General features: G+C 62.2%; 25 protein-coding genes. 6 read left to right on the top strand and 19 right to left on the bottom strand.

Annotation, left to right across the window (positions count from 1 at the left end; genetic code table 11):
* Positions 1 to 75: 75 nt before the first annotated feature.
* The 8 genes from ACZK29_RS13485 to ACZK29_RS13520 all read right to left on the bottom strand — a co-directional run bounded on the left by ACZK29_RS13485 (position 76) and on the right by ACZK29_RS13520 (position 4,353).
* Entirely contained in the window at positions 76 to 309 is a 234-nt protein-coding gene (locus ACZK29_RS13485) for a hypothetical protein (RefSeq protein WP_049402593.1), read from the bottom strand.
* A gap of 359 nt (positions 310 to 668) precedes the next feature.
* Complete coding sequence (locus ACZK29_RS13490) at positions 669 to 1,157, bottom strand: hypothetical protein (protein WP_139338757.1); 489 nt, start codon at positions 1,155 to 1,157, stop codon at positions 669 to 671.
* Entirely contained in the window at positions 1,150 to 1,509 is a 360-nt protein-coding gene (locus tag ACZK29_RS13495; RefSeq protein ID WP_139338756.1) for a hypothetical protein, read from the bottom strand. Before ACZK29_RS13495 ends, ACZK29_RS13490 begins: the two co-directional genes overlap by 8 nt.
* Positions 1,510 to 1,522: 13 nt before the next feature.
* A complete protein-coding gene (locus tag ACZK29_RS13500; RefSeq protein WP_024956690.1) occupies positions 1,523 to 1,744 on the bottom strand; it encodes a hypothetical protein in 222 nt (73 codons plus the stop codon).
* Positions 1,745 to 1,782: 38 nt separating this feature from the next.
* On the bottom strand, positions 1,783 to 2,283 hold the full coding sequence (locus ACZK29_RS13505) for a hypothetical protein (protein ID WP_049402596.1): 501 nt from the start codon (positions 2,281 to 2,283) through the stop codon (positions 1,783 to 1,785).
* A 296-nt stretch (positions 2,284 to 2,579) separates the two neighbouring features.
* On the bottom strand, positions 2,580 to 3,062 hold the full coding sequence (locus ACZK29_RS13510) for a hypothetical protein (protein WP_049402597.1): 483 nt from the start codon (positions 3,060 to 3,062) through the stop codon (positions 2,580 to 2,582).
* A 59-nt stretch (positions 3,063 to 3,121) separates the two neighbouring features.
* Positions 3,122 to 3,484 (bottom strand): hypothetical protein, encoded by a 363-nt coding sequence (locus ACZK29_RS13515; RefSeq protein WP_164106457.1) that lies wholly within the window; start codon positions 3,482 to 3,484, stop codon positions 3,122 to 3,124.
* Positions 3,481 to 4,353, bottom strand: coding sequence for a hypothetical protein (locus ACZK29_RS13520; RefSeq protein ID WP_049402599.1), 873 nt, complete (start codon positions 4,351 to 4,353; stop codon positions 3,481 to 3,483). The genes ACZK29_RS13515 and ACZK29_RS13520 overlap by 4 nt, the downstream gene beginning before the upstream one ends.
* Before the next feature lie 230 nt (positions 4,354 to 4,583).
* On the opposite strand from ACZK29_RS13520, the gene ACZK29_RS13525 reads away from it, so the two are divergent.
* Positions 4,584 to 4,862, top strand: coding sequence for a helix-turn-helix domain-containing protein (locus tag ACZK29_RS13525; protein ID WP_478420486.1), 279 nt, complete (start codon positions 4,584 to 4,586; stop codon positions 4,860 to 4,862).
* Positions 4,863 to 4,958: 96 nt separating this feature from the next.
* On the top strand, positions 4,959 to 5,255 hold the full coding sequence (locus ACZK29_RS13530) for a hypothetical protein (RefSeq protein WP_139338755.1): 297 nt from the start codon (positions 4,959 to 4,961) through the stop codon (positions 5,253 to 5,255).
* On the opposite strand, the gene ACZK29_RS13535 is transcribed toward ACZK29_RS13530, so the two are convergent.
* Complete coding sequence (locus ACZK29_RS13535; RefSeq protein WP_049429066.1) at positions 5,252 to 6,040, bottom strand: DUF6988 family protein; 789 nt, start codon at positions 6,038 to 6,040, stop codon at positions 5,252 to 5,254. The two genes, ACZK29_RS13530 and ACZK29_RS13535, sit on opposite strands and share 4 nt — an antisense overlap.
* Before the next feature lie 97 nt (positions 6,041 to 6,137).
* Entirely contained in the window at positions 6,138 to 6,737 is a 600-nt protein-coding gene (locus ACZK29_RS13540) for a uracil-DNA glycosylase family protein (protein ID WP_223224643.1), read from the bottom strand.
* 175 nt (positions 6,738 to 6,912) lie between these two features.
* On the opposite strand from ACZK29_RS13540, the gene ACZK29_RS13545 reads away from it, so the two are divergent.
* Positions 6,913 to 8,025, top strand: a complete 1,113-nt coding sequence (locus tag ACZK29_RS13545; RefSeq protein WP_478446158.1) for a hypothetical protein — start codon at positions 6,913 to 6,915, stop codon at positions 8,023 to 8,025.
* A gap of 144 nt (positions 8,026 to 8,169) precedes the next feature.
* On the opposite strand, the gene ACZK29_RS13550 is transcribed toward ACZK29_RS13545, so the two are convergent.
* From ACZK29_RS13550 to ACZK29_RS13565, 4 genes are all read right to left on the bottom strand, one after another.
* A complete protein-coding gene (locus ACZK29_RS13550) occupies positions 8,170 to 8,367 on the bottom strand; it encodes a hypothetical protein (RefSeq protein ID WP_046272122.1) in 198 nt (65 codons plus the stop codon).
* Positions 8,364 to 8,552, bottom strand: coding sequence for a hypothetical protein (locus ACZK29_RS13555; protein ID WP_152663647.1), 189 nt, complete (start codon positions 8,550 to 8,552; stop codon positions 8,364 to 8,366). Before ACZK29_RS13555 ends, ACZK29_RS13550 begins: the two co-directional genes overlap by 4 nt.
* Positions 8,533 to 8,901 (bottom strand): hypothetical protein, encoded by a 369-nt coding sequence (locus ACZK29_RS13560; RefSeq protein ID WP_046272124.1) that lies wholly within the window; start codon positions 8,899 to 8,901, stop codon positions 8,533 to 8,535. The genes ACZK29_RS13555 and ACZK29_RS13560 overlap by 20 nt, the downstream gene beginning before the upstream one ends.
* A 222-nt stretch (positions 8,902 to 9,123) precedes the next feature.
* On the bottom strand, positions 9,124 to 9,291 hold the full coding sequence (locus ACZK29_RS13565) for a hypothetical protein (protein WP_153643641.1): 168 nt from the start codon (positions 9,289 to 9,291) through the stop codon (positions 9,124 to 9,126).
* A 241-nt stretch (positions 9,292 to 9,532) separates the two neighbouring features.
* On the opposite strand from ACZK29_RS13565, the gene ACZK29_RS13570 reads away from it, so the two are divergent.
* Positions 9,533 to 10,978 (top strand): EAL domain-containing protein, encoded by a 1,446-nt coding sequence (locus ACZK29_RS13570; RefSeq protein WP_046272226.1) that lies wholly within the window; start codon positions 9,533 to 9,535, stop codon positions 10,976 to 10,978.
* Positions 10,979 to 11,456: 478 nt separating this feature from the next.
* On the opposite strand, the gene ACZK29_RS13575 is transcribed toward ACZK29_RS13570, so the two are convergent.
* The 3 genes from ACZK29_RS13575 to ACZK29_RS13585 all read right to left on the bottom strand — a co-directional run bounded on the left by ACZK29_RS13575 (position 11,457) and on the right by ACZK29_RS13585 (position 13,124).
* Positions 11,457 to 11,663, bottom strand: a complete 207-nt coding sequence (locus tag ACZK29_RS13575; RefSeq protein ID WP_153643642.1) for a hypothetical protein — start codon at positions 11,661 to 11,663, stop codon at positions 11,457 to 11,459.
* A 564-nt stretch (positions 11,664 to 12,227) separates the two neighbouring features.
* Entirely contained in the window at positions 12,228 to 12,842 is a 615-nt protein-coding gene (locus tag ACZK29_RS13580; protein WP_032971128.1) for a hypothetical protein, read from the bottom strand.
* A 48-nt stretch (positions 12,843 to 12,890) separates the two neighbouring features.
* Positions 12,891 to 13,124 carry a hypothetical protein gene (locus ACZK29_RS13585; RefSeq protein ID WP_106468504.1) on the bottom strand — a complete coding sequence of 78 codons (234 nt, stop codon included), beginning with the start codon at positions 13,122 to 13,124 and terminating at the stop codon, positions 12,891 to 12,893.
* Positions 13,125 to 14,173: 1,049 nt separating this feature from the next.
* Here ACZK29_RS13585 and ACZK29_RS13590 point away from each other — a divergent pair.
* Positions 14,174 to 14,695, top strand: coding sequence for a response regulator (locus ACZK29_RS13590; protein ID WP_050559897.1), 522 nt, complete (start codon positions 14,174 to 14,176; stop codon positions 14,693 to 14,695).
* Here ACZK29_RS13590 and ACZK29_RS13595 read toward each other — a convergent pair.
* Both ACZK29_RS13595 and ACZK29_RS13600 read right to left on the bottom strand, forming a co-directional pair.
* Positions 14,659 to 15,087 (bottom strand): response regulator, encoded by a 429-nt coding sequence (locus ACZK29_RS13595; RefSeq protein WP_065427813.1) that lies wholly within the window; start codon positions 15,085 to 15,087, stop codon positions 14,659 to 14,661. The genes ACZK29_RS13590 and ACZK29_RS13595 overlap by 37 nt on opposite strands.
* Positions 15,088 to 15,102: 15 nt before the next feature.
* Positions 15,103 to 16,038 (bottom strand): sensor histidine kinase, encoded by a 936-nt coding sequence (locus tag ACZK29_RS13600; protein ID WP_139338728.1) that lies wholly within the window; start codon positions 16,036 to 16,038, stop codon positions 15,103 to 15,105.
* A gap of 149 nt (positions 16,039 to 16,187) precedes the next feature.
* On the opposite strand from ACZK29_RS13600, the gene ACZK29_RS13605 reads away from it, so the two are divergent.
* Positions 16,188 to 16,682 carry an EAL domain-containing protein gene (locus ACZK29_RS13605; protein ID WP_052727443.1) on the top strand — a complete coding sequence of 165 codons (495 nt, stop codon included), beginning with the start codon at positions 16,188 to 16,190 and terminating at the stop codon, positions 16,680 to 16,682.
* The last annotated feature ends 41 nt before the right edge of the window (positions 16,683 to 16,723 follow it).

The following is a 16,723-nucleotide window of genomic DNA, read 5'->3' on the forward strand; positions in this document are numbered from 1 at the left end:
TCTGTGGCAATGTGAAGAATTTTCATAGGGTCCAGATTGTAAATGGGGGAGTAAATTCGCCGCGCAGCTGAGTGTCTAAGCAACATCAGCTTGCCTGACCATCGGACGGTTCGCGCCCAGCCATGCCAACTGTTTGTATTCGTCGCTGCTGAGCAACTTGGACACCCCTAGCCACTGCACCAGGTGGTAGTGCGCGATCGTTCGTGGGTAGCGCTGAATTCCCTCGTGCAACAGTTTTGGCAGGTAACACACAGAGCCATCGCGGCGCTCGTATGCGTAATAGCGGTGGCGGGCGGCACGCGAGCTCATGGCGTTTTCCTCAGTGCGCCCAGAGGGCGCGGTCGATACAGCTTTCAAGGCGCTGTGCCAACCAAACGCTAAGTGGAAGGGCGATGGGGGCGGCGATGGCGAGAAGAGAAAGGGTCATGTCGGCGGTTCCAGTCGGTGGAAAAAGCGTTGCGTTCTTCCTGATCCCAAGGTAGATCGCCCTAGAGATTTGTCCACGGTTGCAGTGGACAAAATCTTGACTAATTTCTAGAACTGCGGAGCTAAGACCGCAGTTATTCCTAACATCACTTCTCGCGCCGAAGGCGTCACCTGCTCTTTTCCACCCCTGCTTTTACAGAAACCGGCGCGCAGCGACCGGTGGCGGCGCTGGGCCGTTGGCTCTACAGCCTTGCCCGCTTTGCACCGACACTTCCCCGGGCTGCCCACGCCTGTTCCAGGTGGATCGCGCGTTGTTCGGCTTCCACCCTGGCCACCACGTGCGGCATCGCCGCCTTCAGCGATGGCGTGTTCCAGAACGGGCTGCCTCGGTGAGGGTTGCCGCCCAGCCGCAACAGCAGCAACGCCGTCTGCTCAAATCGGCTGCGCTCGTCGGGGTCGTCGCTCAACTGGTAGTCCGCCGCCAGCTTTTCCAACGGGCGCTCGCACCAGTGGTTCCTCTCTTGAGGGTGCGCCCCAGCTTGCAGGAGGGCTTCGACGATGCGGGGCCAGGCAAGTGCGGAATGGAGCGCGGGGCCTTCGTTGAGACGCCACGCGTTGGCGTTGGCGCCCTGCCGCAGGGCCTGTAGAACGCCCAAAAGGCTTCCTTCGACGCACGCGTGAATCAGCTCAGCGCTCGGGCTTCCAGCCGGTGGTGGGCGGCGGTCAGCCATGGTGGCTGCCCCGAACGTGGTTCCGTATCAGCTGTCCTTCGACGTAGTCACGGATGATCTGGCGCACCGCTTCTGCGGTGGAAATGCCCGCGTTCACCGCGCCGTGCTCCACCGCCTCCAAGACGCTGCGCTGCAGCGGAAGGTAGGCCAGCCGCACGTCCCGTTCCCCACCCAGCCGACGCTTGCTCAGTGGGTAAGGTTTGGCGGCATACATGGCGAGGACTTGGCGCACGGCTTCGTTGCGCGTGACCTGCGCGCGTGCGGCGGCCGCCTGCAAGCGCTCCAAATCACGGGAGTAGCCACGGGAGGACGGAAGGGTGACAAGTTTTGGGGAAGGGACAGGTTGAAGCACGTCGCGCTCCGGCTTAGGACGCCGCGTCCAACGGCTTGGCGGCCGCCTCTCGAACCACCGCGATGGCACGCCAACGGTTGATCGCAGCGCCGGCGAAATACAAGGCGTCCACCAGTTCTTGCGCGGCCCCCTTCTCAAGCAGGGCCCGGTTGCAGGAGGCGAACCCTGCAAGGATTCCGTAACGGTCCGCGTCGTCTTTGGCTTTGTTCATGGCTTCCGCAATTTGAACGTTCATGTCGAATCTCCTGATTTTTGCTGGTGGGTGATCGGCGGTTACAGGCGCACGCGCTGACGGGGAGCTTCGAGAACAGCCGCCGGAGCTTCGCTGTGCGCCTCTTGCCGTGGGTTCCAGACCTGCCCACCGATGACCATGCTCGGACCGCCTGCAGCAGGAAGGACCTGCGAAAGCCTGGCCTGCTTCGCCGCGGCGTTGATCGCACGCACGGTGCCCTCTTCCATGCCTTTGGCTTCGTAGATCACCTGCCCCTCCAGGTGATCCCGCGCTTCGTCCACAAGGGCGGCAAGGGTTCGACCGAACTTTGACTTTGGCCCCTGGTTGCGAGCATCGACGTCCCAACGCTCGATCACTTCGAACGACTTCTCATGACGGTGGCCAGACCTGTTGAGCTCGCCAAGCGCCGCTTCAGCATCTTTCACGTTGAAGCGAATGGCGGAGAGCTTCACCGGGTGCATGTAGTGCCCACCCCCACTCGACGCAGCTTCAGTGATAGCGACCGCTTGGTTTCCATCGCTAACGAGGTGATGGATTTTCATGTTGATTTCCTTGATGGTTTTCGGAAGGCGCGATTGCCTATCCACAAATTCAAGGTAGATCGCCCTGTAAATTTGTCCACGGTTGTAGCGGACAAAATCTTGACTAAAAGTAAAAACTGCGGGGCTAAGGCCGCAGTTTTTCCTAACATCACTTCTCGCGCCGAAGGCGTCATCTGCTCTTTTCCCACCACCGCTTTTACAGAAGCCGGCGCGAAGCGACCGGCGGTGGCTCTGGGCTTTGCTCTTTGCACAAAAAAGGCCCCCTCGCGGGGGCCCCAAAGGACATGGATTTGATCTTACAGGCTGGTGGAGCGCCACAGCTTGCCTGCGATGCCACCCACGATCAGCGCCACGGGCATGAGCGCCGTCAGAGCCATCGGGGGCACGGAGGTGAAGAAGTTTCGCTCGCCCTCTTCCAGGCCCGGGTAGAGCAAGCCGATCGCGACGCTGACCAACTGCAGGGCAACGACGAAGAGCAATCCCACCAGGGCTCCCTTTCCAAAGCCACCTTTGCGTGGCGAAACCAGGAGCCCGCTGGCCCTTGCCGCGCGCACACGGGCCGCTCGCCAGTTCAACACGTAGAGCAAGGCCAGCAGGAGCAGCACGGCCGCCCCACCCGCAGCAACCAACCCGGCCTGCCAGCCGTAGCCCACGTTCTGGCCGATCTCTTGGGCCCCGGCAAGAAACAGCAGGCCCGCGCCCCCAAGGATGACGGTGGCCGGTGCCAGCAAGCCCCACTGCATGTGACCGCCCGGGGTGTGGTGAGCGTTGTAAGACATGGGACCTCCTTAGATGGGTGTTCCCTCAATGCATAACGCGATTCCTAGCCTTGGCAAGGTCAGCCCTTCTTCTGGGCTCCGGCCGGCACCCAGCCGGTGGGTTGCTTCTCGAAGATGAAGTCGTAGGCCGAAGGCACGGGAACGGGATCGGGCTTCAACTGCTGCCCGCCCTGGAACCCGACCACGTCCAACGGTCCACCGGTCACGCACGTGGCCCGCTGGGGGCCGCTGGGCGTGCAATCCGCGGTGAGGTCTTTCCAACCCCGAACCTCGATTCGTTGGCCCATTTCGCTGGAGAGGTTGGCATTGGCATGCGCCTCGTAAGCTTGGGCGACCTGTTCGATGGTGGGCAAATCCGCCTTGCTGCTACAGGCGGCCAACCCTGCGGTGATCAGGGCGAAGGAAACGAGGGATGCTTTCATGCCGGAGCTCCTTGCGTATGGGTCAAATCAACGTCGATGGTTTCGTCGCGGTATCCGAGCCGAACCTTCTCTATCGTCACGTCCATCTTCGGCACCGTGCCCTCCACCCAGACCCGGTTGACGGAGAACACCACCAGATCGTCTCGGTAGCTGCGACCTTGTCGTGCGAGATTGGCGGCCTCTTGGGTGTCCATTCGGACCAGCAGGTGGAAGCGGCCGGCGTTGGGTGGGCTGCCCCCCCCCGTGGAGGTGCGGTGAACCCACGGCACAAAGCCCTTGCCGGTGACGCTTTGTCCCGCCGCGGACACCTGAGGCATCGGGATGAACCCTTCCAGCACGCCACGGTCGGCCCGATAGGTGACATCGCCCAGGGCTTGGAACGTGGGACGAAGGGCGAACCGCCGGATGCCCTTGAAGCGCTGCAGGCGCGCGTCGAAAGCCGGCCCATAACGGCGCTCGATGGCGGCCGGATCATTGCCCGAGACGCCGTTGGCGCCCTGGGCCTTCGTGTCCATCAGCCACCACTGCCTCAGGCACCATTGGCGTTTGTCGGCGTCGATGCGATAGGTCGAATGGGCCATGGCGAGCAACTGCATGTCGCAGGTGTCCACGCCCCCACCCCCGACAGCCGTCACCCCGGCCCGCAGGTGCTGAATCCCTTCCAAGCCATCCTGGTCCAGATCCCAGTAAGTCCCGGCCGGCTCGAGGTAAGGGCTCCGCGTCCTATCGCCGACCACCTTGGGCGAGCCTTGGATGGCTCGGCCGATCTGGCGAAGCAGATCCGATCCGGCCCCCGATTGCGCCTGCGCTCCAGCCGCCGCAGTCAGGGCAAACGCCCCGGTCAGCACGGCCCTTCTAACTCCCTTCATGGAACCCCCTGTTCCCACCGATTGATTTGGGACCTTGCAGCCAACTTACGTGCCACGTAGAGTCTACCCGGGGCGTAGCCTCTGGGTCATCCTGTCCGCATGCCTGCATTGCATCCGTTCAGCCAGTGACCTCTGCCCCGCCCGCTCCCCGAGCCGTGGTGGCCGCGCGTTTGCGCCAAGCCCGCGTCCTGCGGGGCCTTAGCCAACGCGAGGTCGGAGTGCGGATGGGGATGGACAAGGACGCAGCGTCGGCCCGCATCTCTCGGTATGAATCCGAGGGCATGTCGATCAGCCTGGAAGCCCTCTTCGAGCTGGCCCAGGCCTTGGAAGTGCCCCCGGCCTATCTCTTGGCGACCAGCCCGGCGATGGCCGATGCGATCTTGGCTTTGGGGGAGCAGAGCGCGGCTCAGCAGGAACGTTTTGCCGAACTGCTGGGCGCTTTGGGTGAGCTGCCGTCGAAGAAGCGCAACGCACTCATCGAACAAGTGTTGTCGCCCACCAAGGACTAGGACATCGGCGAACAAGGACGAATCGACCCCATGTGGACATGGATCACCCACCTCTGCCGCCGCAATAGGACGGAGCCCACCCGGTCCGCCATTGCCATGGCCGCGCTGATCGAACTGAACATGCTGGAGCTCAACGCAGCGGAGGCCCGCAACCGCGTTGAACTGGACCCACCGGGGCATGAAGCAGCACTTCTTGAGAGATTCAAGGCATCGGCCCAGCTGATCCTCAACGAAAAGCCTCCATTCGACGCCGCAGACTCAACCTGGGAATCCCTTGGACAGAAGGCACGCCGCCTAAACCGAGGATTCGCAGACCTCCGATTGCAACTCTCCCTGCCAGCGATCGTTGGTGGGGATACAGAGCGGCGCGACAATACGCGTCCGGTCCTTTAAGGCGGCCAGGCCAGCTCTTCCATGCGGGCTTTCCTCCGTTGCATGTAGTGCAACATCCCGCTGGCGCACTGCTCAACAACGGGGCTTTCCTCAAAGGCCCCAACCCCAACCGCCGTCAGTGCTGCAATGACGCACAAGTTGGTGGTGGCCACCGCGTTGACGGTGGTCTGAAACAGAATGGCCGCCGGCACGTGCGCTCCGATCTGTCCATTGGGATCTTGATACATCACGCGAATGGCCTTCCCGCCATGGACCAGCCCGCAAAGAGGGTCCCACGAATTGGTCACCGTCCGAGCCAGCTTCTGAGGCTCATCGTCCTGCCCGATGCGTGCAATGGCCTGCTCCACGTCCGCGGCCAGGTCTTTGAGGGCAATAGCCACCCACTTTCCTTTCTCGTTTTTCCTTCGAGGGCCCCGATCTTCCTGGAGAAAGTCCGCCAGCTGTTCGTCGTCGGCAAGGAACTGGACAAACACCGCGCGCAGGAATTGCTCAATCTGGGAGCGGTGCATTGCCAAGGCCACCGCTGGAAGATCGATGGGATGGGTTTCCAACAGGAACAGCAACGCACGCCCGTAGTCCATCGAGGCCCTCAACAGTTGGAAAGCCACCCGGTGACGCTCGCTGCCGGCGGGAACAGTGATGCGGGCCATGCAGGACATGTTCGATTCCAGGCTGGCCTTGGCCTCTCTGGCCTCCTGTGCGATGTCCAACGCCGTGGGCTGCCGCGTGGCAGCACGCGGCTCCAGCGCATCGCGGATCGCATCCTTCAACGAATTGTGCGTCATATCCTTTGCCCTTCATTCGCGTATTTCAAAAGATGCCTCAGAGCTGCGGCACGATCTTCCCAGCAATCTACGTTCCAAGATGGATGGTAGACCCAAGTCATCCACGCCCCCCGTTGCCATAATCGAGAGACCATACGTGGCGCTCCTCCAGATAGCGCCGCCTCCTGCCCTCTGAGTTCGCATGGCGAGCATGGAAGGTAGGCTGGTCCGACCGCTTCCCGTGATCGAACATTCGCCAAGCGGTGCGGCCGAGCACCAGGATCACCTCTGGCCGGAGCAGAGGGAGGATCACCTCTACCAACCACTTCCCGCCTTGACTGAAGTCGGTTCCTGACGGACGGTGTCCAGCTCTCGTGCCGGCAAAGCGCTGGGACAAGTTGCAAAATGCAACGTGCTGCCAGGCGTGGGCGGCATCCACAACATTTGGGCTGCTTTGATCAGTCAGCAGGCGATCCAGCTCATCAAAGAACTTGCCACCGCCTTTCCTGTTGCAAGTCTGCATGTCGCCAAACGTTTCACGGGTGAAAGGACGAGTGACGACGGGATCGTCGGTCCACCCAGCCTCCCGGTAGTGGGACTCGCCCAGTAGCAAGACGCGGCGCCCTTCAACTCCCTTCCAGTAGCCGCGGCCGACGTAGGGCACGAAGGCCACCTCAGCCGGCCACGCTTCCATGTTCAACTCAGCCGGATCATCCATGCCATTGACCTTCGTATGATGGTGTCAGGCTACTCCACACCGTGCTGCCATGCAGCTATTGCACGCCATCCCATGCCATCCCATTTTTCCGCCACATTTAGCCGACAGAAAGCTCTTGCATACCGCTCGCACGTGCTTTAACTGTATGGGCCTTCAAGGATCATGCGGAGGCCCCATGACAACTCACCACGGCTGGCAGGCGTGCCGCGCATGCCATGCACCAGGACTTGATGTGCGTGTAGAGGGAGGCTGGCACCTCCGTGCCAATCCCGGCTACTGGGGAACCAGCGTCCCTAAAGCCTTGGTCCTGGGGTTTTCCAAGGGGGCCACCCAAATTGCCGCCGCCCAACACGGGAGCTTCGATGGGGTCGCATTCGCGGGTGCTATGCGCCCTCGCCTCGCAGCCGTGTTGCACGAGCTTGGGATCGATCTGGGTGGGCAAACGATCAACGACGCCCTGACCGCCGAAAGCCGCCACATGGGCGCCGCCTCCTTGGTACGCTGCGGGTTGTCGGTGATGGACAACGGCAAGCTGGTCAGCAGTGGCACCATCATGCCCAAGGCCATTCGTTCGTCGTTGCCTTTGGAAGCCATGAAAACATGCGTGGCACGCCACCTGGACCCGTTGCCTGACAGTGTGGAGCGCGTGGTCTTGTTGGGGACCACCGATGCCTACATGAAGGGGGTCAAGGCGCTCATGCGCCAGCAATTCAACGACTTCCGAGAAATCAACGAGGTAGCCTTCAGCGCCCAACGCCGGACATGGGTGTTTGCGTCGCACCCCAGCCCGGCCAACGGGACCTTTCAAGCCTGGATCGACGGTGACACCGCCACCGAACCGGGCCGCAAGAAGCAGCTGGCGCGCCAAGCGTTGGGTCACAAGGCCCCAGCGCAGCCCCTCTCAGCTCCGCCTCGCCCGGCACCGGCACCGGCACCGGCACCGGCACCGGCACCGATCCAGCGTGCCACGCCGCCTGACCCGATTTCACCAGCTAGGGCGTCCAACGGCGACCGTTTTGCCCGAGCCTTCCACCTGGTTCGCCACGATGGAAGGGTGATCGTCCCGGTGCGGATGAGGGACCGAGACACGGGAAACGTGGCGTTCCGGGTGGCCAAAATGGGCAACACCAAGGATGGCCAGCGCGAGATCCACGACGAAGCTGAGCTGTTGCGCTTGTGCGAGAGCGGGCAATACCAAGTGCGCGCCCAACCGTTGGACAAGTCCACACCGGCCAACTTTATTCGGCCGCTGCGAAACCACCGGATCGTGAAGACCCCTGCCCGTTGATCGCCGCACGGCGCGCCAATCCCTCACAAAGCAACAAGCGAACCATCTCGCTGACATGCAGCCCCTCCCGGGCTGCCGCCTGTTCCAGCCGGTCTTTCAGCTCCTGTGGCACGCGAACGGCCATCTGCACGTAAGGTGGCCGGCTCACGTGGACAGCCTCGCCAGGGTGAGCACCCACGCCAGCACTAGCCCAGCCAGGATTTGGGCACGCAAGCGGTAACGCACACGAAGCGCCCCGCTGGCGTGCCGTGCATTGACCCAGAAGATGCCAGCCAGGCCCAACACGGTGGCCAGGAACGCTGCAGCCAGGACGGCGGCCAACACCGCGCCCACGGTGGTCATGCCAGCGCCCCTGCCATGGTGGCCAGGACGAACCACTGTCCAGCGATGAGGCCGTAGCCGATGAGCAATCCCTCCAAGCCCGCCCAGCGTTGGCCGGGGGTGCGCAGCAGCGCCGCGCTGTCGTTGAGCAAGGACCACCCGGAGAGGATGGACAGCCACTCAAAATCAATGGTCATAGCGGTCATAGATCGAGCCCTCCCCTCCAGCGGAATTGATGGTGGAGGGCAACATGACCTCCTCGTTTTTCACGCGTCCGAACACGCTGGCAAACACGTCCATCAGCGAGGTGCTTTGGGCCGCGTCCCGTTCGGCCTGGCGCGCATACTCGTCCAACCCAGACGGGACAACCTGGCGTGCGCCGTTGACGGCGCCGCGCAACCCGCTGGCGTTGGGCATGCTCGCCCCAAAGGTGCGGTTCCACGTGTCGGAAAACCGGTCCAAGCCGTCCATGCCCATAAACAGCAATCGCGCCAGCACCAGGACAACCACGGCGTTGACGACAAGCCGCGTCGTCAGTCTGAATCCAATGAACATCTTCCCCCCTTTCGTTTCGTTGGTCGGTGTCAGACGCACGCATCGCGAACGCCATACGTTTGGGATACACCGGCACGCGAAACCCACAAGGGGGTTATTTTGACTAAAGCTAAAAATTGGGAGAAAAGCCCAATCACGCTGCAGGCGCGGCTGCACTTGCCCGTCAGCCGGCGCTCGACTGGGGCATTGCGTTGAACGGTCCGAGTGACCAAATTGGCAGGGCTAAATCGGGCCCAAGTCTTTGACCACCGCCTGGCCAGGCTTCAAAAAGCCCAATAGCAACCGTCCGCCGGCGACGGTCCGCCCCATGCTGGCGTTGAGGTATCGAGCCTGGAGCTGCGCTGCCACCAGCAGGTCCTGGGTGGCCATGCTGGCGATCGCCGGGCTCACGGCCTGCTGCTGTACAGTTCAGACGCAGATGCATGGTTGTTCGATCAAGGCTTGCAAGCCAGTGGAGCTGGGGCTGAAGTTCATGGAAAGCTTGCCGATAAACCTGTAACAAGGTAAATGAGGCGAGAAGCCAAGCGAAGCGATGGCGCGTTTCAGATCGGGGGTTGCTTTGAGCGTTCGAGAAAATCGGCTTCGCTACGTCTTGACCGTAATAGGAGCCACGGCGGCGTGCGTCTTGGCGATGCTCGCGGTCGCCCAAGCCATCCTCTACGTGCGTGACAAGGAAGGGGCGGAGGCAGTGGCGGAAGCCGCGGTGACGCGCTCGGAGGCTTTATCCCTTGCAAGGCGCGTCGCGGCCGAACAAGCCTCTCGCATTGGACAGCCGCCTTGCTCCGCCACCGACATTGACTCACTGAAAGAGATCGCGTTCCGCTCCAGCTACATGAACGACATCGGTCGCATCCGAGACGGACGCCTTGTCTGCAGCGCTCTCTGGGGGCGCTCGCGCCCCTACACCCTCCCCGCCCCACGCTTCTCCAGCGGCGCTGTCCGGCTTTGGCACGCATCGGATCTCGTTGGCTCCCCCTACACCGGGTCCAATCTGATCGCCCAAGGCGACACATTCACCGTGTCCTCCCCGTCTGCCTTCGAGAGCTTGGACCCTGCGCGCAGCAGCTCCATCAGCATCGAAACGAAGGACCGATCGTTTACATTCCGCACCTTGTCCCCGACCAGCCGCGTCGGCACCCCGTCTCTCGTCCAAGCTCAACATTGCAGCCGGGTGGCCGACGTTTGCGCGTTCGTTACCAGCCCTAGGCACGTGGTGTCCGAACTGCCCTCGGCGTTGCTCACCACCATCCTGTCAGCGGGTGCCTCGGTAGGGCTTTTGCTCGCGTTCTTGCTGATCAAACACCAAATCACGGCTCGGCAAACCATCCAGCAACGGTTGGTGCTTGCACTGAAGCGCAGCGAGATCGAACTGGCCTACCAGCCACTGCGTCGAATTGGCACGCGGGAGCTCGTGGGATTTGAAGCGCTCAGCCGCTGGCGCCCGCCGGGAGACGATGAAATCCCGCCGGCCATCTTCGTGCCCATCGCCCACCGATTCGGCCTGAGTCCTGATCTTTTTCGATACGTGCTGGCCCGTGCCATGAATGATCTCGCCCCCGCGCTGAGGGAGCATAGGAACCTCTACGTAAGCATCAATGCCGAGCCCGTGGACATGGCCCAAGAGTGCGTCGTTCGCTACATCGGCAGCGTCACCAACGATTTTGGCGTGTTGCCAGAGCAAATTCGCATCGAGATCACCGAGCGGGAAGAACTCGTGTCCGCTGCCGCAAAGAGCAACATGCAGGCCCTCTCAGTTCTGGGATACCGGTTCTTGATCGACGACTTCGGGACCGGCAGCGCCAACTTCTCCCGCCTCGCCCAATCGCCGTTTCGAGGAATCAAGATCGATCGCATGTTCGTGGCCGCTATCAACGAGGACTCCCCCCTGCGGCCCGTTTTGCCAGGGATGTATCGCATCGCACGTGAGCTTGGGCTGGATGTCATCGCAGAAGGCGTCGAATCAGAGGCGCAAGATTTGCTGCTCTACCGGATTGCTCCAGAGGCTATTGGCCAAGGGTGGCACTATGGCTGCCCTCTCTCAACCAAAGACGCGCTTGCCGCCATCCAAGTTGGGTAGCCCTCGCGCACGGGTCGACCCGAGCGCGTTCACTGGCGCTTGACGTTCGCCCTAGCAAGATGTCCGTGCGTCCGATGGACGCGACAATCGTGAAAATCTCCGCTATGGCGCTGACCCCAGTTGGCGCCGCCGAACCCAACGGGGTGACTCCCCCTCCCCTAGGTGACGCCCCGGCAGTTCAGGGCATCGTCGTGATCGGCCCCCCTAGCAGGCGGCCTCTTTAGGGCAACGCGCGACACACACCCTCAGCAGTGGTCCGCAACCGACTGGCCGCCGGTCTGGCCTTTTGCTGGTTAACGAACTGGCTCAGCGCTTTCCAACAGCGCCGCTCGGTTACTTCCCTGTGCCTAAGGCTGTCGCCGTGCAGCCCGCCTCTTTATCATGCTCCTGCGACGGCAATAGAGGGATCGGACAGCGGTATCTGGCGTGCGGACTGCGCGGACGACCCCGTAGATGAATTCTTCAGAATCCAATTGTCTCATCTGGTTCCGGTGGGGTTGTCGCGGTGCATCATATGCATTCCGCTCTGTTCAGCTTTTTGTTCATCTTCATGCCCAACATTGGACGTTTCTTCATCGATCAGGTTGAGGGTGTGCGGCGGGCCGACGGCTCGCTCTTGCAGGTCACGCGGATCAGTTGCGCTTGTCTGGAATGCGGCCGCCAACTGCGATTGGTTCCAGGGCATGGCCTGCTGGACTTGGACGGCGCCGCCGTGCTCACTTGCCCGCTCTGTGACAACCGCTAGGCGGTGGCACGCGCGAGGTTGGAAAAGCTTTGCCCCCAACCTAACCACCCGCGCATGGCGAGTCTTGATTGAAGAGTGGACCGCTGTGTGCTGGCCCGAAAGGGCCGATTGACGGTGCAGTCAAGCGGAACGCTCACCGGTTTCCAACGCTTGAGCTTGGGGCCACCCTGCTGCCAGACCGCGATTCGGTGGCCAGCCAATGGAGGAGGGGTATGCACAAGGCTGAGACGGAGGCGTTGGTCAAGTTGGAGCTCCGCCTGAGCGAGTGCGAGAGGCGCCTGCCCAACGCTGAGGGCGAAACCAATGCCTTGGAGTATGCGGTCAGGGCTTTGGTGGCCAGTTCTGCCAATCCCACCGCGGTGCGCCTTGCATGGGCCCACCTGATGCCCATGATCGTCGACATCCATGTGCCTCCCCAGCCAACGCTCCAATGCGGACTTTCTGCTTGGCTTGCGTCATGGACTGAGGTCCGTGGCCGAGCAAATCGACGCTTTGCCCTGCCCCCTAGAGACCTCCCAGATCGAGAACGGTTGCTTGGCCCTTTGAGAGAATTGCTGCCAACAGACGACCGCCCGCTAATGGCCGCTCGCTGTCGCCGTTGAGGTAAGCGGCTTGCAAGCGTCCTGCTGCCATCAACTCCGCCCGTCCCATGCCTGCTGGCTGATTCCGCAAGGGCTCTCCTGGCGACGCCAAGCCTCCCACCAGCGCTTGGACCACGGCGGGACGGCCATCTTCGGACTTTGCATAAGCGGTGGCAACCATGCGCTGGGCGTGCGCCGACCAGCCGCCCAAAACCAACTCGGTGTGCATAGCGCTGATGGGTATGCCAGCGGCTGCCGCCGCGCTCACGTAGTTTGGCCAGAGGCGATCAATCACGCCGCCAAGCTCGCCGGACAGCCGCTCTATCGTGAAGTCTGCTCGAAAACTGGCTTGGAGACAGAGCTCGTAGATTCTTAGGAAGAACTGGGCCGACCCACGCGTGGCCAAGACGGCGTTGTGCTGAGGCAGCAGAAGCAACTTGGCGCCCTCTGAGTGCGCCCCGGTTTGAGCATCTTGCGCAAGGGTATCGACGGTCACAGCCAAGTGATCGGCACTCAGCAACACGTTCAAAATGCTCATCTGCCGTCCTTGGGATCCATTCCGTCGATTGAACCTTCCAACGCCAATTCAGCCATAGGGGTTGTTGAGAATCTCAGACGCAATCCGCTCTCCCGCGTCCAACGCATGGAGGCACGACGACGCTTTGATGCTCAAATCCGAGCGCCCTCCCACGCCGTGGACCTCGACAGCGAGAAGAACCCAACGGCTTTCACTGAGCCGCCAGATCTCGGAGGTGTAAACGTGCTCTCCCACCGACAAGGTGACCCGTTCTAAATCTTTGCCCGGCTTGGAAGTACCCATGGCCCTCGAACCCTGACTGTTCAAAAGCAGTGTGCACGCGAACGCCGCTGGCCTCAACTGATCGCCTTCCTGCGACGCGGGGAGTCACACTCAAGCGAAATGCCCCCCGATGGATCAGACCCAGTCCTCATTGGATGCCGGCGATGTGACCGTGACCTGCCCAACCTGGGGTGGCCGTCATGGCGTTGAAAGGGCGGGACATAGTGAGGGGGCCGCGCCCACCGCGTTCGGGGCATCTCCGGCCGACTCCACCGCTGAAATGGGCCCGATCTGCAGCAGAGCCAAGGCCGCCAAGCACGCCTGCCGACTGGCGAACGTCTCCCGGGGAGCCATCAAAACATGCCCGCGTGGCGCCACCAGCCGCCAGCGCCAACCTTCCGCCCCGGTGATCCCGGCCCAAAATCCCACCCGGTGGTATACCTCAACGTACATAGCTGCCTTGCGTGATCAATCTGCGATGCTAGCGCGATCGAACCGAGCTCGGCCTATCTTCCGGCCGGGCGTTTAACTCGTCTTTTGAACAACGCGCTCAGGCGTGCGTCGCTAGAGCCTGCTCCGGCCCCGGGACGCCCCGGCTCACAGGCTCATCCAGCAGGTTTGAGCCCCCAGGACGTCCGGGAAGAGACCGCAACAATTGACTCACCCTGTGGACGCTTCCTCCCCTACCCCCCTCCGCACCCAGCACGTAGAGAACCCGCCCCTCAAACTGGGCGGATACCAGCTCAAGCCCCTCCACGTCTGCCAACTTCTTCGTCAGAAGAGCTCGCCACGACGCGGGCGGTTCGGATTCAAATTCGACGATCACCGCGGTATCACCGCACTCCAGCGGCATGATTTCGACGCGAAGGGCGTGGGGCGACGCTGCCGGCAAATCGGGGGCGGATCGGGCCATAGTGGGAGTGTCCAGGCGGGAGGGGTGGGGATTGAGTATCCAGCCCTCGCGGCAAAACCGCGTCAAGGCGCGACGGCGCCCTCGCCTTCCCGTGATTGCCGTCATCACAGGGATGCACCAGCGCTTTACTCCCAGTCCTGCATGATTCCTCGAATTTTTGATCAACCAGGTTTGCTATGACTGCCTCTCGTACCCTCGCATCCTTCTTGTAGAGCACGACGTCGCCATCCGCGAATCGATGCAGGACGTTCTCAAAGACAGCGGCTATGACATCACTGCGGTCGGAGACGCTGAAGCGGCTGTGGAGCGCTTGGCGCAGCAACCCGCCTTCGATCTCCTCATCTCCGACGTGGGCCTGCCGGGGATGAACGGGCACGATCTCGCCAAGCACGCCATGGCACGCCACCCTTCCGTGACGGTCCTGCTGGTCACCGGTCACGGGGGCGTTCCCGGCGCAGACCCACACTTCCTCGAAAACGACGTTATGCTGCTCAAGGAGCTTTCACGCTGCTGGAGTTGCTGGGAACGGTTCGTTCGACGCTTTGACGGCTTCCAGCAACAACTCGGTCACTCTTCTTTCCAACTCCCCCGCGGCGAACGGCTTGGTGAGTATCTCCATGCCAGACTCAAGCTGGCCGGCTCCTACCGCGACGCTTGCTGCATAGCCGGTGATGAATAACACCGGCGTGTCGGACGGCGCTGCCGGCCCGCGTCCGCCACCTGCCGCCCATTGAGCGAGCCCGTCAGGCCCACGTCCGTAATCAGCAAATCAAAGTGCTTTTCGCTGGCATGCACAGTGAGGGCGTCGCTGCCGTTTGCAGCCGCCTTCACGCGGTGGCCCAAACTGCTCAGCACCTCTTTCACCAGCGTGCGCATGGCGGTCTCGTCTTCTACCAGAAGGACCGAGCGACCAGGCGACGTGGCTGGGGGAAGCGCGGGCGTTTCCTGGATTCGGTCATCGGTATCAGCCGTGCTTTGCGGCAAATAAAGGTGCATCGTGGTTCCCACCCCAGGGATGGAGTCAACCGCCACCTGACCGCCGGATTGGCGCGTGAATACGTAGATCGGCAAGCCCCACCCCGTGCCCTACCCGATCGGCTTGGTCGTGAAGAAGGGCTCGAACACCTTTTCAACAACGCTCGCGTCCATGCCGGTTCCCGTGTCTCGGACCGACAAGCGAACATAGGGTCCAGGCGTCAGCACCAAACGCTCCGCCAGTCCGCCATCGACGTGTGAGAGCTCGGCCTCAATCGAGATGCGCCCTCCATCCGGCGTCGCATCGCGCTCGTTGATGCAAAGGTTGAGAAGGGCGTTTTCCAGCTGCGGAGCATCCACCCGCACGACGTCCTCCACTTGATCCGACCGCGTCTCGATCTCAATGGAGGGCCCGATGGAGCGGGCCAGGATGTGGAGCGTCCTGTTCACCATGGCCGACACGTGGATGGCCGACGGTGCCAACGTCTGCCGGCGAAAGAACGCCAACAGTCGTTGGGTTAACGCTGCAGCTCGGTCGGCCCCCGTTCGAGCCATCTCCACGTAGCGACCCAGGTCCTCCAAACGGCCTTGGCCAACGCGCATCTCCAACAGCTCCAAGCCCATGGAGACCCCGGTGAGCATGTTGTTGAAGTCGTGGGCAATGCCGCTGGCCAGTTGGCCGGGGGACTCCATCTTCTGGCCCTGTCTCAGCCGTTCCTCCATCGCCATCAGTTCGTCAGTGCCGGCCTGCACCCGCTCTTCAAGCGTTGCGGTCAACTGCTGCAAACGCTCTTGAGCCACGCGGCGATCGGTGATGCCGGAGGCTGCACCGAACCACTCGCTCACGTTGCCTTCGCTGTCCATCAACGGGACTGCCCGCAACTGTATCCAGCGGACGGAGCCGTCTGGCAACAAGGCGCGGTGTTCTACCTCCAACGGCGACGCCAACTCCGCGGCATGAGCAATGGCCAATTCCACCGCGGGCCTGTCCTCGGGGTGGATCAGCTGTTGACGCCAGTTGCCCCCAGTGGCCTTGAGCTCGGCCATGTCCCCTTGGCGATAAATCTGCTCCTGCTGCCAATCGGGGGAGATTGAGTAACGCGACTGGGTGGCCGCGGCCACAAATGCCCCCAGGGGCCGCTCGCTTGCGCCTAGGATTGGCACAATTGGCGCAATGGAAGCGTGCTGGCCTTGCGTTGAGCCTTTCCATCAACCTCTCCGCTCGGAATGTCGCGCGGCAAGGAATGGCCGATGAACTCGTGGCCAAAATCCACGCGCAGGGGTTGGATTGCCAGGACGTGGAGGTCGAGATCACCGAGGGAGAATGGCTGCGGGTCAACTCGCTGCCGGGCGAGCAACTCAAGCGGATGGCCTCGTCAGGCATTCGGCTCGGGGTGGATGACTTCGGCAGCGGCTACAGCAATTTCGGGTACCTGACCGAGTTGCCCATTCACACGCTCAAGCTCGACAAGTCGCTGATAGACGATATTTCCGAAGACCAACGCGCATTGCTCAAGGTCCAAGCGATCGTCGGTCTGGCCCATGATCTGGGCTACTCGACCGTCGCTGAAGGAGCCGAGACGAACGGTCAGGTCGCCAAGCTCCAAGGCCTTGGGTGTGACGAAATTCAAGGTTTCGCGCTTTCCAGACCCATCAGCGCCATTGAGTTGGCCGAGCTCCTTGCGCCCTGACCCGAGGGAGTTTGATACTCGGTCTTCCAGCCGACGAACCG

This window comes from Stenotrophomonas sp. 89682_Sma, from assembly GCF_056481405.1.

Bases quoted from the DNA above. Each gene is read 5' to 3' on its own strand.
- ACZK29_RS13530 (WP_139338755.1), top strand. From the start codon at position 4,959: ATGGCCGCGCTGATCGAACTGAACATGCTGGAGCTCAACGCAGCGGAG.
- ACZK29_RS13560 (WP_046272124.1), bottom strand. From the start codon at position 8,901: ATGTTCATTGGATTCAGACTGACGACGCGGCTTGTCGTCAACGCCGTG.
- ACZK29_RS13575 (WP_153643642.1), bottom strand. From the start codon at position 11,663: ATGCCCTGGAACCAATCGCAGTTGGCGGCCGCATTCCAGACAAGCGCA.
- ACZK29_RS13550 (WP_046272122.1), bottom strand. From the start codon at position 8,367: ATGACCACCGTGGGCGCGGTGTTGGCCGCCGTCCTGGCTGCAGCGTTC.
- ACZK29_RS13505 (WP_049402596.1), bottom strand. From the start codon at position 2,283: ATGAAAATCCATCACCTCGTTAGCGATGGAAACCAAGCGGTCGCTATC.
- ACZK29_RS13545 (WP_478446158.1), top strand. From the start codon at position 6,913: ATGACAACTCACCACGGCTGGCAGGCGTGCCGCGCATGCCATGCACCA.
- ACZK29_RS13540 (WP_223224643.1), bottom strand. From the start codon at position 6,737: ATGGATGATCCGGCTGAGTTGAACATGGAAGCGTGGCCGGCTGAGGTG.
- ACZK29_RS13490 (WP_139338757.1), bottom strand. From the start codon at position 1,157: ATGGCTGACCGCCGCCCACCACCGGCTGGAAGCCCGAGCGCTGAGCTG.
- ACZK29_RS13555 (WP_152663647.1), bottom strand. From the start codon at position 8,552: ATGACCGCTATGACCATTGATTTTGAGTGGCTGTCCATCCTCTCCGGG.
- ACZK29_RS13570 (WP_046272226.1), top strand. From the start codon at position 9,533: ATGCTCGCGGTCGCCCAAGCCATCCTCTACGTGCGTGACAAGGAAGGG.
- ACZK29_RS13500 (WP_024956690.1), bottom strand. From the start codon at position 1,744: ATGAACGTTCAAATTGCGGAAGCCATGAACAAAGCCAAAGACGACGCG.
- ACZK29_RS13485 (WP_049402593.1), bottom strand. From the start codon at position 309: ATGAGCTCGCGTGCCGCCCGCCACCGCTATTACGCATACGAGCGCCGC.
- ACZK29_RS13510 (WP_049402597.1), bottom strand. From the start codon at position 3,062: ATGTCTTACAACGCTCACCACACCCCGGGCGGTCACATGCAGTGGGGC.
- ACZK29_RS13585 (WP_106468504.1), bottom strand. From the start codon at position 13,124: ATGGGTACTTCCAAGCCGGGCAAAGATTTAGAACGGGTCACCTTGTCG.
- ACZK29_RS13520 (WP_049402599.1), bottom strand. From the start codon at position 4,353: ATGAAGGGAGTTAGAAGGGCCGTGCTGACCGGGGCGTTTGCCCTGACT.
- ACZK29_RS13580 (WP_032971128.1), bottom strand. From the start codon at position 12,842: ATGAGCATTTTGAACGTGTTGCTGAGTGCCGATCACTTGGCTGTGACC.
- ACZK29_RS13535 (WP_049429066.1), bottom strand. From the start codon at position 6,040: ATGACGCACAATTCGTTGAAGGATGCGATCCGCGATGCGCTGGAGCCG.
- ACZK29_RS13515 (WP_164106457.1), bottom strand. From the start codon at position 3,484: ATGAAAGCATCCCTCGTTTCCTTCGCCCTGATCACCGCAGGGTTGGCC.
- ACZK29_RS13600 (WP_139338728.1), bottom strand. From the start codon at position 16,038: ATGGCCGAGCTCAAGGCCACTGGGGGCAACTGGCGTCAACAGCTGATC.
- ACZK29_RS13525 (WP_478420486.1), top strand. From the start codon at position 4,584: ATGGACAAGGACGCAGCGTCGGCCCGCATCTCTCGGTATGAATCCGAG.